Raw genomic sequence first — 15454 nt, 5'->3', positions numbered from 1 at the left:
CAACCTTTTTCCAACCGGAACAAGCTGTTACTGTACCGATCATAAAGCCCAAGCTGCCTGGATCGGATCCCTGATTTGAAGCGTCCCCTCCTTCTACTAATAAGTCTGGCCTTGAGCTTTGCCGCGAACGCGACGATTACCGAGAGCCACGGTTACACGCAGTTCGGCGTACTCAAATACCCGGCCAAATTCACCCACTTCGATTGGGTAAACCCCGCAGCGCCGAAAGGCGGAACCTTGCGGGTCATGGCCTTTGGCACCTTCGATACGCTCAACCCCTACACGTTCAAGGGTTCCAGCCCGGTTTCCACGCCCAACTTCCTGCAATACGGCGTCAATGAGCTGAACGAACCGTTGATGGTCGGCACCGGCCAATACGCGCCCTCCGGCGATGAGCCCACCTCCAGCTATGGGCTGATTGCCCAATCGGTGGAATACAGCGAAGACCGCAGTTGGGTGGTGTTCAACCTGCGCCCGGAAGCACGCTTCCACGATGGCCACCCGATTACCGCCTATGACGTGGCATTCTCCTATCGCACCCTGTTGACCGAAGGCCATCCGCAATACCGCACCAACCTGCAAGAGGTGGCGCGGGTCGACATCCTCAACCGCCATCGCATCCGTTTCGTGTTCAAGCGCGCCGGCAATCCGCTGCTGATCCTGCGCCTGGGCGAGTTGCCCGTACTTCCCCAGCATTACTGGAAAGACCGCGATTTCAAGGCCACCACCTTCGAGCCACCGCTGGGCAGCGGGCCATACCGCGTGACCAAAGTCACCCCGGGCCGGCAATTGGTGTTCGAACGGGTCAAGGATTATTGGGGCAAGGCCCTGCCGGTCAACCAGGGTTTGTATAACTACGACAAGGTCGAAGTCGAGTTCTACCGCGACAGCGATGTGGCCTTCGAAGCCTTCAAGGCCGGCGAATTCGACATCTATATCGAGCACCAGGCCAAGAACTGGGCGACCGGCTACAACTTCCCGGCGGTCAACCGTGGCGAGGTGATCAAGGCGCAGATCGCCCACCAGATCCCGACCCAGAGCCAGGGCCTGTTCATGAACACGCGGCGCCCGACCTTCAGCCAGGCCAAGGTCCGCGAAGCCCTTGGCCTGATGTTCGACTTTGAATGGACCAACCGCACGCTGTTCAGCAGCGCCTACAAGCGCACCCTGAGCTACTACCCCAACAGCGAATTCTCGGCGACGGGTGTACCGATCGGGCATGAATGGCTGCTGCTCTCGCCCTACCGCGACCAGTTGCCGCTTGACCTCTTCACCCAGCCGTTCAGCCTGCCGCAGACCGACGGGCGCGGCATCCCCCGCGACACCATGCGCCACGCCCTGACCCTGCTCGGCGAGGCTGGCTGGAAGCTGTCGGGCCAACGCCTGCTCAACGCGGACGGGCAACCGCTGCGCTTCGAGATCCTGCTGGTCAACCCGAACCTGGAGCGCATCCTGCAACCCTATGTCGAGAACCTGATCAGCATCGGCATCGACGCGCGCCTGCGCACCGTCGATCGCGCCCAGTACAAGCAGCGCCTGGATCAATTCGACTACGACATGATCCTGATCACCCTCAACCAGACCTTGAGCCCGGGCCTTGAGCAGTGGCAGTACTTCCACTCCAGCCAGGCCACGATCAAGGGCAGCAAGAACTACGCAGGCATCGCCAACCCGATTGTCGATCACCTGCTGGAACAACTGCTGGCCGCGCAGACCCGCGACGCGCAACTGGCCGCCGGCCGCGCCCTGGACCGGGTGCTGCTGTGGCAGCACTACAGCATTCCCAACTGGTATCTCAACTATCATCGCCTGGCGTACCGCAACCGGTTCGCCTTTGTCACCACGCCGCCCTACAGCCTGGGCTTGAGCGCGTGGTGGCTGAAAGCTTCGGAGAAAGCCCAATGATGTCTTTGCGACCTGCACTGTTCGCCGGCCTGCTGCTCTGCAGCGCGGCCCACGCCGCCCCGCAACATGCGTTGACGCTCTACAATGAACCGCCCAAATACCCTGCAAACTTCAAGCACACCGACTACGTCAACCCCGACGCCCCCAAGGGCGGCACCTTCCGGGAATCCAGCCTGGCCGGCTTTGACAGCTTCAACCCGTTCATCAGCAAAGGCGTGCCTGCCGACAACATCGGCCTGATCTACGACACCCTCGCCACCCAAAGCCTTGACGAACCGTTCACCGAATACGGCCTGGTCGCCGGCAAGATCGAAAAGGCCCCGGACAACAGCTGGGTGCGTTTCTACCTGCGTCCCGAAGCGCGTTTCCACGACGGCCACCCGATGCGCGCCGATGACGTGGTGTTCAGCTTCCAGACCCTGATCAAGGACGGCACCCCGCTCTATCGCACCTACTACGCCGATGTCGACGAAGTGGTCGCCGAAGACCCGCTGCGTGTGCTGTTCAAGTTCAAGCGCACCAACAACCGCGAACTGCCGCTGATCCTCGGCCAATTGCCGGTATTGCCGAAACACTGGTGGGCCACCCGCGACTTCACCAAGGGCAACCTCGAATTCCCGCTGGGCAGCGGTCCTTACAAGGTGGCCGAGGTCAAGGCCGGGCGTTCCGTACGCTACGAGCGGGTCAAGGATTACTGGGGCAAGGACCTGCCGATCAACAAGGGCCTGTACAACTTCGACCAGCGCATCACCGACTATTACCGGGACGCCACCGTCGCACTGGAAGCGCTCAAGGCCGGGCAATTCGACTACTGGGCCGAGTTCAGCGCCAAGAACTGGGCGAACGCCTATAACGTCCCGGCCGTGACCGAAGGACGCCTGATCAAGGAACAGATCCCCAACGGCAACCCCACCGGCATGCAGGGCTTCGTATTCAACGTGCGCAAGCCAATGTTCCAGGACGTGCGCGTGCGCAAGGCCATCAGCCTGTTGCTGGATTTCGAGTGGAGCAACAAGCAGCTGTTCAACGGTGCCTATACGCGCACCCGCAGCTACTTCGAAAACTCCGACATGGCCGCCACCGGCCTGCCCGGCCCGGATGAGCTGGCGATCCTGGAACCGCTGCGCGACAAGATCCCGCCGCAAGTCTTCACCGAGGCCTTCGAACCGGCCAAGACCGATGGCAGCGGCATGATCCGTGCGCAGCAGCGCGAGGCTTACCAACTGTTACAGGAAGCCGGCTGGAAGATCGTAGAAGACAAGATGGTCGACACCAACGGCAAACCCGTGGTCATCGAGTTCTTGCTGGCCCAGACCGAATTCGAACGCATCCTGCTGCCGTTCAAGCGCAACCTGGCGGACTTGGGCATAGACCTGGTGATCCGCCGGGTCGACGTCTCCCAATTCGTCACCCGCCTGCGTTCGCGGGACTTCGACATGCTGGTGGGCAGTTTCCCGCAATCCTCCTCGCCAGGTAACGAGCAGCGCGAGTTCTGGAAGTCGACCAGCGCCGACAAGCCCGGCAGCCGCAATTACATGGGCTTGAAAGATCCGGCCGTCGACCAGTTAGTGGAGCAACTGATCGATTCCGACACCCGCACCAGCCTGATCGCCCACGCCAAGTCCCTGGATCGCGTGCTGCAATTTGGCTACTACGTGATTCCCAACTGGCACATCAAGACCTTCCGCGTGGCCTACTGGAACAATCTCGGTCATCCAAAGGTTTCGCCGCTGTACGACGTCGGTATCTCCACATGGTGGAGCAAACCGAATGTGCAACCGCCCGTTCCCCCCCAGACGAGCGCCGATCCGGCGAGCGGAGGCGATTAAATGTTGGCCTATATCTTTCGCCGCCTGTTGCTGATCATCCCCACGCTGTTCGGCATCCTGCTGATCAACTTTGTCATCATCCAGGCCGCCCCCGGGGGCCCGGTGGAGCAAATGATCGCCAAGCTCGAAGGCTTTGACGGCGCCACCAGCCGCATCGCCGGTGGCGGTGCCGAAGTCGCCGTGGCCGGTTCCAGCTACCGCGGCGCCCAGGGCCTGGACCCGGCGCTGATCAAGGAAATCGAAAAGATGTACGGCTTCGACAAATCGGCGCCGGAACGTTTGTGGATCATGGTCAAGAATTACGCGCGCCTGGATTTCGGCGACAGTTTCTTCCGTGACGCCAAAGTCATCGACCTGATCAAGGAAAAGATGCCGGTGTCCATTTCCCTCGGGCTGTGGAGCACGCTGATCATGTACCTGGTGTCGATCCCCCTGGGGATCGCCAAGGCCACGCGCCACGGCAGCCACTTCGATGTGTGGACCAGCTCGGCGATCATCGTCGGCTATGCGATCCCGGCGTTCCTGTTTGCGATCCTGTTGATCGTGGTGTTTGCCGGTGGCAGTTATTTCGACTGGTTCCCGTTGCGCGGGCTGACCTCCAACAACTTCGACGAGTTGAGCTGGGGCGGCAAGATCCTCGATTACTTCTGGCACCTGGCCCTGCCGATCACTGCACTGGTGATCGGCAACTTCGCGACCATGACCCTGCTGACCAAAAACAGCTTTCTCGACGAGATCAACAAGCAGTACGTGGTCACCGCCAAGGCCAAGGGCCTGACCAACCACCGCGTGCTCTACGGCCACGTGTTCCGCAACGCGATGCTGCTGGTGATCGCCGGTTTCCCTTCGGCGTTCATCGGCATCTTCTTCACCGGCTCGCTGCTGGTGGAAGTGATCTTCTCCCTCGACGGCCTCGGTCTGATGAGCTTTGAAGCCGCGATCAACCGCGACTACCCGGTGGTGTTCGGCACGCTGTTCATCTTCACCCTGCTGGGCTTGATCGTGAAACTGATCGGCGACCTCACCTACACCCTGGTCGATCCGCGTATCGACTTCTCCAGCCGGGAGCATTGAGATGAACCTATCCCCCCTCAATCGCCGCCGGTTCGAACGATTCAAGGCCAACAAGCGTGGCTGGTGGTCGCTGTGGCTGTTCCTGATCCTGTTCGTGCTGAGCCTGGGCGCGGAACTGATCGCCAACGACAAGCCGCTGGCGGTGCACTTCGACGGCGGCTGGTACTTCCCCGCGCTCAAGCGCTACCCGGAGACCACCTTTGGTGGCGAGTTCCCCCTGGAAGCCAACTACAAGAGCCCGTACATCCGGGAGCTGCTCAAGGCCAAGGACGCCTGGACCTTGTGGGCGCCGATCCCGTTCAGCTACCAGAGCATCAACTACGACCTGAAAGTGCCCGCGCCGGCGCCGCCATCCAGCGTCAACCTGCTGGGCACCGATGACCAGGGCCGCGATGTGCTGGCGCGGGTGATCTACGGCTTCCGCGTGTCGGTGCTGTTCGCCCTGACGCTGACCATCCTCAGCTCGATCATCGGCGTGATCGCCGGGGCCTTGCAGGGCTTTTACGGTGGCTGGGTCGACCTGGCCGGGCAGCGTTTCCTGGAGATCTGGTCGGGGTTGCCGGTGCTGTACCTGCTGATCATTCTCGCCAGTTTTGTGCAGCCCAACTTCTGGTGGCTGCTGGGGATCATGCTGCTGTTCTCCTGGATGAGCCTGGTGGATGTGGTACGTGCCGAGTTCCTGCGCGGGCGCAACCTTGAATACGTGCGGGCAGCCAGGGCGCTGGGCATGCAGAACGGCGCGATCATGTTCCGCCATATCCTGCCCAACGCCATGGTCTCGACCATGACCTTCATGCCGTTCATCCTCACCGGCGCCATCGGCACCCTGACTGCGCTGGACTTCCTCGGCTTCGGCTTGCCGGCCGGTTCGCCGTCCCTGGGCGAGCTGGTGGCCCAGGGCAAATCCAACCTGCAAGCGCCGTGGCTGGGCATGAGTGCGTTTGCCGTGCTGGCGATCATGTTGAGTTTGCTGGTGTTTATCGGCGAGTCCGCTCGCGATGCCTTCGACCCGAGGAAATGAGATGAATCAGGACAATCTGATCGAAATCCGCGACCTCAGCGTCGAGTTCGTCACCGGCGAACACGCTCACTGCGTGGTGAACAACGTCAGCTTCGACATCAAGCGCGGCGAAACCCTGGCCCTGGTCGGCGAAAGCGGCTCCGGCAAATCGGTGACCGCCCACTCGATCCTGCGCTTGCTGCCCTACCCGCTGGCGCGGCATCCGTCTGGCACCATTGGGTATGCAGGGCAAGACCTGCTGACCCTGAAGGAAAAATCCCTGCGGCATATTCGCGGCAACCGCATCGCGATGATCTTCCAGGAGCCGATGACCTCGTTGAACCCGCTGCACTCGATCGAGAAGCAGATCAACGAAGTGCTCGGCCTGCACAAGGGCCTGCAAGGCAAGGTCGCCACCCAGCGCACCCTGGAGTTGCTCGAGCTGGTCGGCATCCCCGAACCGCACAAGCGCCTCAAGGCCCTGCCCCACGAGCTGTCCGGCGGCCAGCGCCAGCGGGTGATGATTGCCATGGCACTGGCCAACGAGCCGGAGCTGTTGATCGCCGATGAACCGACCACTGCGCTGGATGTGACGGTACAGTTGAAAATCCTGGAATTGCTCAAGGAGTTGCAGGCGCGCCTGGGCATGGCCTTGCTGCTGATCAGCCACGACCTCAACCTGGTACGGCGGATTGCCCACCGCGTGTGCGTGATGCAAAAAGGTTGCATCGTTGAACAGGCCGAGTGCGAAACGCTGTTCCAGTCGCCCCGGCATCCCTACACCCAGGAATTGCTGGCGGCTGAACCAAGTGGCGGCCCGGCCACCAATGTGGTCGGCCCACCCCTGCTGGAAGTGAATGACCTCAAGGTGTGGTTCCCGATCAAGAAAGGCTTTCTGCGCAGCACCGTGGATTACGTCAAGGCGGTGGATGGCATCAACTTCAGCCTGCCCCAAGGGCAAACCCTGGGCATCGTTGGCGAAAGCGGCTCGGGGAAATCCACCCTTGGCCTGGCGATCCTCCGGCTGATCGCCAGCAAGGGCGGCATTCGCTTCGAAGGCCAGCAACTGGGCTCACTCACCCAACAGCAGGTACGCCCGCTGCGCCGGGAAATGCAGGTGGTGTTCCAGGACCCGTTCGGCAGCTTGAGCCCGCGTATGTGCGTGAGCGAGATCGTCGGTGAGGGCCTGCGCATTCACAAGATGGGCACGCCGGCCGAGCAGGAAGCGGCGATTATCGCGGCGCTCAAGGAGGTCGGGCTGGACCCGGAATCCCGGCATCGCTATCCCCACGAGTTCTCCGGCGGCCAGCGCCAACGCATCGCCATCGCCCGCGCCCTGGTGCTCAAGCCACGGTTGATCCTGCTGGACGAACCCACCTCGGCGCTGGACCGCACGGTGCAACGCCAGGTAGTGGAACTGCTGCGCAGCTTGCAGGCCAAGTACAACCTGACCTACCTGTTTATCAGCCATGATCTGGCGGTGGTGAAGGCATTGAGTCATCAGTTGATGGTGGTGAAACAAGGCCAGGTGGTGGAGCAAGGCGATGCAAAGGCAATCTTCGCCGACCCGCAACACCCCTACACCCGACAGTTGCTGGAAGCCGCCTTCCTCGTACCGGCCTGACCCGTACGGTTCAACATTTGGCAGCTGGCTTGTGTGGGAGCGGGCTTGCCCGCGATTGCAGTGTGTCATTCGACAGATTCGGCACTGACAGGACGCCATCGCGGGCAAGCCCGCTCCCACATTTGACCGTGCCCACCCCGAACGACAGCCTCAACCGCGGCGATTCGGCACGGGCTTCTATGGCGAGCCACGCAGCCTGCAACGGGCGACCAAATGGGACTTCTGACCTGAAGCCAATACCCCGGGGCCGACGACCTGCACCGGATGACACTCGCGCAATCTTGAAGCCTTGAACATTGCGCGATTTTGTATAACGCTGCCGGTCCGCCTATACGGTTCTTCGCCAGGGAATGCCCGCCATGACCCCTTCCACTGCCCCGCACTTCTGGCGTGACCCTGCGCTGGCGTTTATCGAAGCGCGCACCATCGCCGACGGGCGCAAGGTCACCTACGCGCGGCACGCTCACGAGCATTTTTCCATCGGCGCGATCACCAGCGGGCGCAGCTATTACCACTACGGCACGGACACCTTCGAGATCAGCGCCGGTACGGTGGTACTGATGAACCCTGGCGATGTGCACGCGTGCAATCCGATCCGTAACGAAGCCTGGTCCTATCAGATGCTGTACATCGATACGCCCTGGCTGACCGAATTGCAGCACCAACTGGGCTTCAGCACCGACCAGGGCTACCGGCCGTTCGACATCCCCTACGTGCGCGATGAAGCGCTCTACGCTGGGCTGTTGGAGCTGTACCGGGTCCTGGTGGATACCCAGGCCGAGCACCTGCACAAGCAAAGCGCGCTGGTGGGTTTCTTCACTGAGGTGCAGCAGCGCCTGAACCCGTCCGACGCACCGTTGCGCGAGGTCAACCACAAGCTGGAGCGCGCCGCCGAGTACATCCGCGCGCACTGCACCTGCGCCTTGAAACTGGAAGACATCTGCCTGGCCGCCGAACTGTCGCCGTCCTATCTGATCCGTGCGTTCAAGCAGTATTACGGGTTGACGCCCCATGCGTTCCTGATCAACCAGCGTATCCAGTTCGCCCGCACGCAACTGCGTCAGGGCGAACTGATCGCCGATGTGGCCCTGGCCGCAGGTTTCGCCGACCAGGCGCATTTCCAGCGGGCGTTCAAACAGCATTTTGCGGCGACGCCGGGGCAATACCGCGATGTGCTCAAGCCATCAGCAAATAACCCACACTGGCCACCAGCAACGCGGCCATTGAACGGTTGAACACGCGCACGCCCTGCGGGTTGCCCAGGTAGCGCCGCAAAAAGGTCCCGGCATACGCCCAGCACGCCACCGACAGGTAGCAGATCACCAGGTACAGCGCCGCAAACAGCCACACTTGAGCGGCGTCGCCATCCGCCACAAACAACCCCATCCCCGCCACGCAGGCCAGCCAGGCCTTGGGGTTGAGCCATTGCATAATGGCGCCGTACAGCATCGACGGCGCGGTGGCGGCGTTATCGGCTTGCAGGCGGCCATCGTCGCACGCCAGTTTCCAAGCCATCCACAGCAAGAAAACCACCCCGCCCCACTGGATCAACTGGGTCAGCAACGGCCAGCGCACCAGCACTTCGTGCAAACCCAGGCCGATCAACACCAGCAACAAGGTAAACCCTGCGGCGGCGCCGAATACATGCTTCTGGCTGGCGGCAAAGCCAAAGCGCGCACCGGAGCTGAGGGCCACCACGTTGACCGGGCCCGGTGTGATGGAGGTGGCCAGGGCGAAGGCGGCCATGGAAATGATCAAGCTCATTGCAATTCCCTTTTTCTGTGACGGTGAGGATGACGTCACGGTAAAGGGCGGCACGCGCCAGGTATTGAACAAAATGCCCCTCGGGGCGTTACGGCGCAGGCGCTTGGGTGACGACGTCGTCAACGCCCAGCACGCGGCCGTCCTCAGACACGATCTCGACCTTGCGCAGCGGCTTGAGCGAATGCGCATCCAGCAGCCGCGTGCCGAGCAGTTGCGGCTGAGTGTGGGCCTCACCCCATTGCGCCAGCGTCACCAGCACCGGCATCAGCGCGCGACCCTTGTCGGTGAGTTGGTACTCGTTGCGCGCGCCGACTTGGTCATCGGCGTGCACCCCGCCTACATCGACACCGACATGGTCGCCGACGTGCAGGCCCCCAAAAGCACGCCCCAGGAAGTGGTCGCCCTCACGCTGCAAGCACTGGCCGAAGGCCGTGAAGAAGTGCTGGTCAGCGACACCAGCCACGGGGTGAAGGCGTCGCTGTCCACGGACAGCCCGGTGTATCTCAACCATTGATCAAGGAAATGTGCGGGCTGCCTTAACGCTGCGCCGGAATGCGGATGTCGCCGTCGCGGCATTGGCTTTTGACGCTGCGCGGGCAACCGGCGAACGCCAGATCCTTGGTCAGGCACACGCGCACTTCCGACAACACCTTGCCCTTGCAGATCACCGCCAGGCCATGGTTGCCCAGGCGCGGGTTGCTCTCGCGAAACAACGCCTCGATCTCGCGGGCCGGCAACGCCGGTGGCGTGTTGAACGGTTGCAATTGCGGCGGAATCACCACCACGCCCAGCGCCTGGTCGGTCTTGGCCAGGTAGTCCAGCGGCTCAAGCCCGGAACAGGTGCCATGCTTGGCCCATTCGTGCTTGAGCAGCGCACGTGTGGGAAACAACGCCGCGCCCTTGTCCAATTCCTCGCGGCTCAAGCGCGACTGCGGCGCACACGACGCCGGCCAGCCGCCCCGCGCGTACTGCGGCCACAAACCGTGCAACACAAAGCCGTAGCCCTTGCCCGAACACTGCTCGTTGTCCGGGTGGGTCAGGCAAAACGTCGGCGACCACGACAGCGACAACACATAAAAATCAAACTCCCCAGGCGTGCCTTGGCTACGCGCCGCCGCGCCTGCGCTTGTGGCGATGGCCAGCCACAACAGCATCCAGTATTTCATCGGTGTGTATCCTTGAAAAAATAAACCCTATCGTGCTTACCCAGGGTGATGGGGGTTGCGTTGTAGCACCGCGTCGAGGATCCGGTCGGTTTTCAATGCCTCGATCGCCAACGATGGATGCAGCGCCTCACCGCGGATATGCGCGTTCATGGCCAGCACGTGGTGCCACTGGATATGTGCGTGGCACGGCACCTCCAGGACCTCGCACTCATCCCCCTCAAGCCGCAAGGGTTGGTCATCGAACACCGAGAACTCGATACGCCCCTGGCTGCCGATCAACACGACACGATCTTCACGTCGGTCCGCGACAAAATTCCAGCAGCCCATGCCCAATGCGCCCGAGGCAAAACGCCAGCTGGCGGTCACCGCATCCTCCGCGGCATAACGGCCGGCCTGGCGCGAGGTAAAACCGGCCACTTCGATGATGTCGCCGGCCAGGTACTGGAACAGGTCGAAGCCATGGCTGGCCAGGTCGGCAAAGTAACCGCCACCGGCAATCGCCGGGTCGGTGCGCCAGTTGTCGGCGTGGGCGTCCGCAACGGCCTGCGGCTTGCACAGGGTCCAGGTGAGGTGACGCAACTCACCGATGCGCCCTGCTTGCAGCCAATCGCGTACCTGCTGGAAACGCGGCAAGGAGCGGCGGTAGTACGACACAAACAGATGCAACCCGGCGCGCTCGAACGTGCGCTGCATCAACGCGCTCTGCTCGGCATTCATCGACATGGGCTTCTCGACGCAACAGTGCTTGCCGGCCGCCGCCACCATCAGGCTGTATTCAAGGTGGCTGGCGGGCGGCGTGGCGATGTACACCGCGTCCACCTCAGGGTCGTCGATCAGCGCCTGGGCGTCGGTATAAAAACGCGCAATGCCGTGGCGTGTTGCATAATCGCGCACCGCCGCTTCACGGCGCCCCATCACGGCCACCAAGGCCGAACCTGGCGCTTTGTAGAAAGCGGGTCCACTCTTTAACTCAGTGACACTGCCGCAACCGATCATGCCCCACCGCACGGTGTTCATCTGTTTTCCTCGTCCGTTTTCATCAAGGGCGCAGTATCCACATACCCCGAGGCCCACGCCAGCCGGACTTAGCATGACAATTGCATTACACTTTTATGACAATCATCCACCTGCGGGGGCACAGACGATGAAAATTCGCGCAACGGTCATTTGCGAACACGAGGGGCATATCCTCTTCGTGCGCAAGGCCAGATCAAAATGGGCACTGCCTGGCGGCAAGGTCGAACGTGGCGAGCGCCCGGTCGGCGCAGCCGAGCGGGAGCTGGAAGAAGAGACCGGCTTGAACGTGGACGGGTTGTTGTACTTGCAGGAGCTGAAGGCCCGCGACACCCTGCATCATGTGTTCGAGGCCTCGGTAGTCAACGTCGCCGATGCAAGACCTTGTAATGAAATAGTCGATTGCCTCTGGCACGCCTATGCCGCGATGGATCAACTGGACACCACCGACGCCACCCGCCATATCGTCAAATCCTTCTTGCGACGCCTGTAGTCTTCATTTTTGTTTGGCTTTGGCCTGCCCTCGCGAATACAGCGCTTCCACCAGTTTCTGCCGCTCGTCCTGGGGCAAATTGCCCGCGAACTCAGCCAGCGTGGCATCCACCAACGCCCGCAATGCCGCATCGGCCTCACGCGCCTTGGCCAACTCACTCACCAGCCTCTCGCGGTCCAACGTCGGCGCTTGCAGTTGCTGGATCACCCCCAGCCGTGCTTCGCGACCGGCCATGATCAATGGCTGGCTGTCGGCGCGGTTGTGCCGCAACAGTTGACGCAGCTCCCTGCGACGCTCCGGCGGCAGCTTGAACATCGCCTGGCGCAACCCATGCTGGTTGACCACGGCCTCGGCAGGTTTGGCCATGGCCATCCAATGGTAGAGGCCACCGCCCACCCCACCGAGCAAAAACACGTTGAGCAACACCGAGACCAGCAACCACGGTTTAAGCGACTTTGAGGTCATTGCTCGGCTTCCTCGGCGTTGACGGAAAACACCACTTCAGCATCGCCCTGATCGAACACGCTGGGCAGCACCTCCGAGGACAGCATCGGCAGCGGCACGCTCATCGACGCCACGAGCACGCCGGCGACGATGCCCGCGATACCCGCGCCCACCAGGCTGGCGGATGACCACCAGTTGGCGTAACGCGACAGCGATGATGCCCGTGGCGGTGCGGATCGGCGGATCTGCCGCGCCAGCGCCGGATCGGCAGGTGCCAGTTGATGGGCATCCAACTGCCCGTCGAGCCAGCTGGCTTCACGCAACACTGCGCGGGCGTGGGCGTTGCCACTGTCGAGCAGAGCCTGGGCGGCCGTTCGTTCAGCGAGCGGCCAGCGGTGCAGGCTGGCGCCGTAGGCGTCGGCCAAGTGGGCGAATCGTTCGGGCGTCATGGTTTTTCCCTTCCTGGGCGGGCAAGCCCTGGTGTGTCGGCAAGTCTATTGCGCAACTGACGGCGAGCCCGTGACAGCAGGCTCTCCAGTGCCTCGACGCTGATGTTCATCAGCGCGGCGGCGTCGATGTTCGACAGCTCCTGGTAATACTGCAACACAATCGCTTCGCGCTGCCGCTCGGGCAGCGCGGCCAACGCGGCGGCCATCTGCGTGCTGCGGTCGGCGGCTTCGAGTTGCTCGTCCGGCGACGGGGCGCTGTCGGCCAGTTCCAGGGCCTCATCCGCCTCCAGCGGGCGCTCCTTGCGCCGGCGCAAGCGGTCCCGGCACAGGTTCAGTGCTACCCGGTGCAACCACGTGTCGAACCGCGCTTCGCCCACTCGCCAGTTGGCCGCCTGGCGCCAGATCCGCAGGAAACTCTCCTGGGCCACGTCCTTGGCCTCGTCGGCATCCCCCAGGATCCGGCTGGCGAGCGCGAGCAAACGCGGGAGTTTGCGCGTCACCATTTCGTTGACGGCCGCAGGTTCGTTGTTGCCGATACGCGCCAGCAGCTCTACGTCCGGATCAGTGTCTTTCAATCGGGTAATTCTCGGTCCGCAGGCTAAGTGGCAGGTTTCAACGCATCCAACGTCCTTCACGCCAGACCCAGTTCGGCCCGTGGGATTCCCAATGCCCCGGCTGCCAACGTGCGTTGCGCATCACCGGCTGCCAGTGGCCCGGCACCCAGGCGTAGGCGCCGCGTTCCCATCGCCAGTGGCCACGGTCCCAGGCATAACCGGGGCGCCCGGCGGGAATCACCTCGACCCGCTCCACCGGCGGCGCCTGGCGAATGATGATCTCGGTCTGGGCAAACGCCGGGGTGCTGACAAACGCGGCGAACGTCAGCGGGATCAGCAAGGCATAACGCAATCGGGCCAGTGTGCTCATGGCAACTCCTTCAGGTGACGAACGAAAATGTCCGCTGCTGATGGGTTGAACGGCACGTGCTGCAGAATCCGTCGCAGGACACGCAGTTTTTTTCCGCACAGTGCGTAAGAGGAAGTATTGCCCACGGGCCGGCAACGCTGGATGAAATGTTTGAAAGGTGTGCGACGGATGTGTGCCGGTGGCGACGTTCAATAGATGACGCACCCCACACCAAGAGGAAATGCCATGTCCCGTCGCCTTTACATGCTCGTTGCCGCCCTGTTGATCGCAAGCCTGAGCGGCTGCGTGATCGTGCCCGAGCACCGGCATTGCTGCTGGCGCTATTACGGCGCGGTGTCGACCACCACCGCCGGCGTCAACAGCTAACCCACCGCCGCAAAACCGCGGCGCCCGGCCTTGAGTTCAGTGCGCAACTCACCGATAAGGTTTGAGATGGAACGGATGCTGTCCAGACCTTCGGGGGACACGCAGGTCAACAGCAACTCGACGCGACCGGAAACCGGCTCGAACACGCTGATGCGCAGCGAGCCATCGCTATTGAGGGTGCACTCATTTTTTCCCGCCAAACGCTGGCGGGCCGGCGCCAGAAAGCCAGCACGTGACCTCTCGTCTGTTGCCCTGACGAAAACTTGACTCCCACCCGCGATCACCAGACGCTCTGGCTTTATGCCACTCCCCGAGCAGCCGACCATGAGCATCGATCCCCCGAGCCCGCCCGACAGCGACGTTTACAAAACCCTGCTGGAATCGACCAAGGCGATCCCTTGGCGGATCGACTGGCAGAGCATGACCTTCAGCTACATCGGTCCGCAGATCGAAACACTGCTGGGCTGGACGCCGCAAAGCTGGGTCAGTGTGGATGACTGGGTCGCGCGCATGCACCCGGACGACCGCGAGTACGTAGTGAATTTTTGCGTGTCGCAATCGCGCGCCGGCGTAGACCACGAGGCCGATTACCGTGCGCTGACGGTGAACGGCGACTATGTGTGGATCCGCGATGTGGTGCATGTGGTGCGCAAGGATGGCGAAGTGGAGGCGCTGATCGGGTTCATGTTCGACATCAGTGAGCGCAAGAAGACCGAGGAACACCTGATCCGCCTGCAAAAGCAATTGGAGGAATACTCCTTCCAGGACGGCCTCACCGGCATCGCCAACCGCCGCATGTTCGACACCGTGCTCGAACGCGAATGGACCAGCGCCCAACGCAGCCAGTTGCCGCTGTCGTTGATCATTCTCGACATCGACTTTTTCAAGCAGTACAACGACCACTACGGCCATATCAAGGGTGACGAATGCCTGCGCCAGGTGGCCAATACACTGGCGCAGGCGGCCAACCGCCCACGGGATTTCATCGCACGGATCGGCGGTGAAGAGTTTGTGTGGCTGTTGCCGGAGACCGATGCAACCTCGGCCAGGCTGGTGGCGCAACGCTGCCTGCACCTGATGCGTCAACGCCAGATCGAACACGGGTTTTCGCCGGTGTCCAGGCTGCTGACCTTGAGCCTCGGGGTTGGCACTCATATCGTCAGGCCTGCCAGTTCGATGCTGGGGTTTGTCGAGCAGGTCGACAAATTACTCTACAAGGCCAAACACAATGGACGGATGCGCGCAGAGTTCGCCGATATTGAAGTTTGACGCCGAGGTCAAATCGCGGGCAAAAAAAATCCCAAGTAGCTGATGGAAACTTGGGATTTAAAAATGCATAAACCGTGGGAGGTGAACGCACGACTATAGTAGCGATTGTAAAAAGCTGTAACAAGACTGTTTT

General features: G+C 62.0%; 18 protein-coding genes. 10 read left to right on the top strand and 8 right to left on the bottom strand.

What is annotated here, in order from left to right:
* Nucleotides 1–75 precede the first annotated feature (75 nt).
* The 6 genes from AC3ISR_RS11870 (at nt 76) to AC3ISR_RS11845 (ending at nt 8667) form a co-directional block, all read left to right on the top strand.
* Complete coding sequence (locus AC3ISR_RS11870; protein ID WP_192299708.1) at nt 76–1905, top strand: extracellular solute-binding protein; 1830 nt, start codon at nt 76–78, stop codon at nt 1903–1905.
* Nucleotides 1902–3734, top strand: a complete 1833-nt coding sequence (locus AC3ISR_RS11865; RefSeq protein ID WP_192299709.1) for an extracellular solute-binding protein — start codon at nt 1902–1904, stop codon at nt 3732–3734. The genes AC3ISR_RS11870 and AC3ISR_RS11865 overlap by 4 nt, the downstream gene beginning before the upstream one ends.
* Nucleotides 3735–4808 carry a microcin C ABC transporter permease YejB gene (locus AC3ISR_RS11860; RefSeq protein WP_226457213.1) on the top strand — a complete coding sequence of 358 codons (1074 nt, stop codon included), beginning with the start codon at nt 3735–3737 and terminating at the stop codon, nt 4806–4808.
* A gap of 1 nt (nt 4809) precedes the next feature.
* Nucleotides 4810–5829 carry an ABC transporter permease gene (locus AC3ISR_RS11855; protein ID WP_192299711.1) on the top strand — a complete coding sequence of 340 codons (1020 nt, stop codon included), beginning with the start codon at nt 4810–4812 and terminating at the stop codon, nt 5827–5829.
* Nucleotide 5830: 1 nt separating this feature from the next.
* Nucleotides 5831–7432, top strand: coding sequence for an ABC transporter ATP-binding protein (locus AC3ISR_RS11850; protein ID WP_463983975.1), 1602 nt, complete (start codon nt 5831–5833; stop codon nt 7430–7432).
* Between the two features lie 359 nt (nt 7433–7791).
* Nucleotides 7792–8667, top strand: coding sequence for an AraC family transcriptional regulator (locus AC3ISR_RS11845; RefSeq protein WP_192299713.1), 876 nt, complete (start codon nt 7792–7794; stop codon nt 8665–8667).
* Here AC3ISR_RS11845 and AC3ISR_RS11840 read toward each other — a convergent pair.
* Nucleotides 8609–9196, bottom strand: a complete 588-nt coding sequence (locus AC3ISR_RS11840; protein WP_192299714.1) for a LysE family translocator — start codon at nt 9194–9196, stop codon at nt 8609–8611. The two genes, AC3ISR_RS11845 and AC3ISR_RS11840, sit on opposite strands and share 59 nt — an antisense overlap.
* Here AC3ISR_RS11840 and AC3ISR_RS11835 point away from each other — a divergent pair.
* A complete protein-coding gene (locus AC3ISR_RS11835) occupies nt 9183–9710 on the top strand; it encodes a Rossmann-fold NAD(P)-binding domain-containing protein (RefSeq protein WP_463983976.1) in 528 nt (175 codons plus the stop codon). The two genes, AC3ISR_RS11840 and AC3ISR_RS11835, sit on opposite strands and share 14 nt — an antisense overlap.
* Nucleotides 9711–9732: 22 nt before the next feature.
* On the opposite strand, the gene AC3ISR_RS11830 is transcribed toward AC3ISR_RS11835, so the two are convergent.
* Both AC3ISR_RS11830 and AC3ISR_RS11825 read right to left on the bottom strand, forming a co-directional pair.
* Entirely contained in the window at nt 9733–10362 is a 630-nt protein-coding gene (locus tag AC3ISR_RS11830) for a ribonuclease T2 family protein (protein WP_463983977.1), read from the bottom strand.
* A 36-nt stretch (nt 10363–10398) separates the two neighbouring features.
* On the bottom strand, nt 10399–11379 hold the full coding sequence (locus AC3ISR_RS11825; protein WP_192299716.1) for a Gfo/Idh/MocA family protein: 981 nt from the start codon (nt 11377–11379) through the stop codon (nt 10399–10401).
* 127 nt (nt 11380–11506) lie between these two features.
* On the opposite strand from AC3ISR_RS11825, the gene AC3ISR_RS11820 reads away from it, so the two are divergent.
* Entirely contained in the window at nt 11507–11869 is a 363-nt protein-coding gene (locus tag AC3ISR_RS11820; protein ID WP_463983978.1) for an NUDIX hydrolase, read from the top strand.
* 3 nt (nt 11870–11872) lie between these two features.
* On the opposite strand, the gene AC3ISR_RS11815 is transcribed toward AC3ISR_RS11820, so the two are convergent.
* Genes AC3ISR_RS11815 through AC3ISR_RS11800 form a run of 4 tightly spaced genes read right to left on the bottom strand, consistent with a single transcriptional unit; the run spans nt 11873 to nt 13686 of the window.
* Nucleotides 11873–12334 (bottom strand): periplasmic heavy metal sensor, encoded by a 462-nt coding sequence (locus AC3ISR_RS11815; protein WP_192299718.1) that lies wholly within the window; start codon nt 12332–12334, stop codon nt 11873–11875.
* Complete coding sequence (locus AC3ISR_RS11810) at nt 12331–12762, bottom strand: hypothetical protein (RefSeq protein WP_463983979.1); 432 nt, start codon at nt 12760–12762, stop codon at nt 12331–12333. Before AC3ISR_RS11810 ends, AC3ISR_RS11815 begins: the two co-directional genes overlap by 4 nt.
* The gene (locus AC3ISR_RS11805) at nt 12759–13337 is read right to left on the bottom strand and encodes an RNA polymerase sigma factor (protein ID WP_463983980.1); all 579 of its coding nucleotides are present in this window, start codon (nt 13335–13337) and stop codon (nt 12759–12761) included. The genes AC3ISR_RS11810 and AC3ISR_RS11805 overlap by 4 nt, the downstream gene beginning before the upstream one ends.
* A 37-nt stretch (nt 13338–13374) precedes the next feature.
* Complete coding sequence (locus AC3ISR_RS11800) at nt 13375–13686, bottom strand: YXWGXW repeat-containing protein (RefSeq protein WP_192299721.1); 312 nt, start codon at nt 13684–13686, stop codon at nt 13375–13377.
* 225 nt (nt 13687–13911) lie between these two features.
* On the opposite strand from AC3ISR_RS11800, the gene AC3ISR_RS11795 reads away from it, so the two are divergent.
* Complete coding sequence (locus AC3ISR_RS11795) at nt 13912–14052, top strand: hypothetical protein (protein ID WP_192299722.1); 141 nt, start codon at nt 13912–13914, stop codon at nt 14050–14052.
* Here the strand turns inward: AC3ISR_RS11795 and AC3ISR_RS11790 are convergent.
* Nucleotides 14049–14252, bottom strand: a complete 204-nt coding sequence (locus tag AC3ISR_RS11790) for a DUF1652 domain-containing protein (RefSeq protein ID WP_318652603.1) — start codon at nt 14250–14252, stop codon at nt 14049–14051. The genes AC3ISR_RS11795 and AC3ISR_RS11790 overlap by 4 nt on opposite strands.
* A gap of 124 nt (nt 14253–14376) precedes the next feature.
* Here AC3ISR_RS11790 and AC3ISR_RS11785 point away from each other — a divergent pair, with 124 nt between their 5' ends.
* The gene (locus AC3ISR_RS11785) at nt 14377–15321 is read left to right on the top strand and encodes a GGDEF domain-containing protein (RefSeq protein WP_192299723.1); all 945 of its coding nucleotides are present in this window, start codon (nt 14377–14379) and stop codon (nt 15319–15321) included.
* Nucleotides 15322–15454 lie beyond the last annotated feature (133 nt).

The organism is Pseudomonas sp. GL_117 (assembly GCF_057835125.1).
This window is presented reverse-complemented; position numbering and strand designations above follow the sequence as displayed.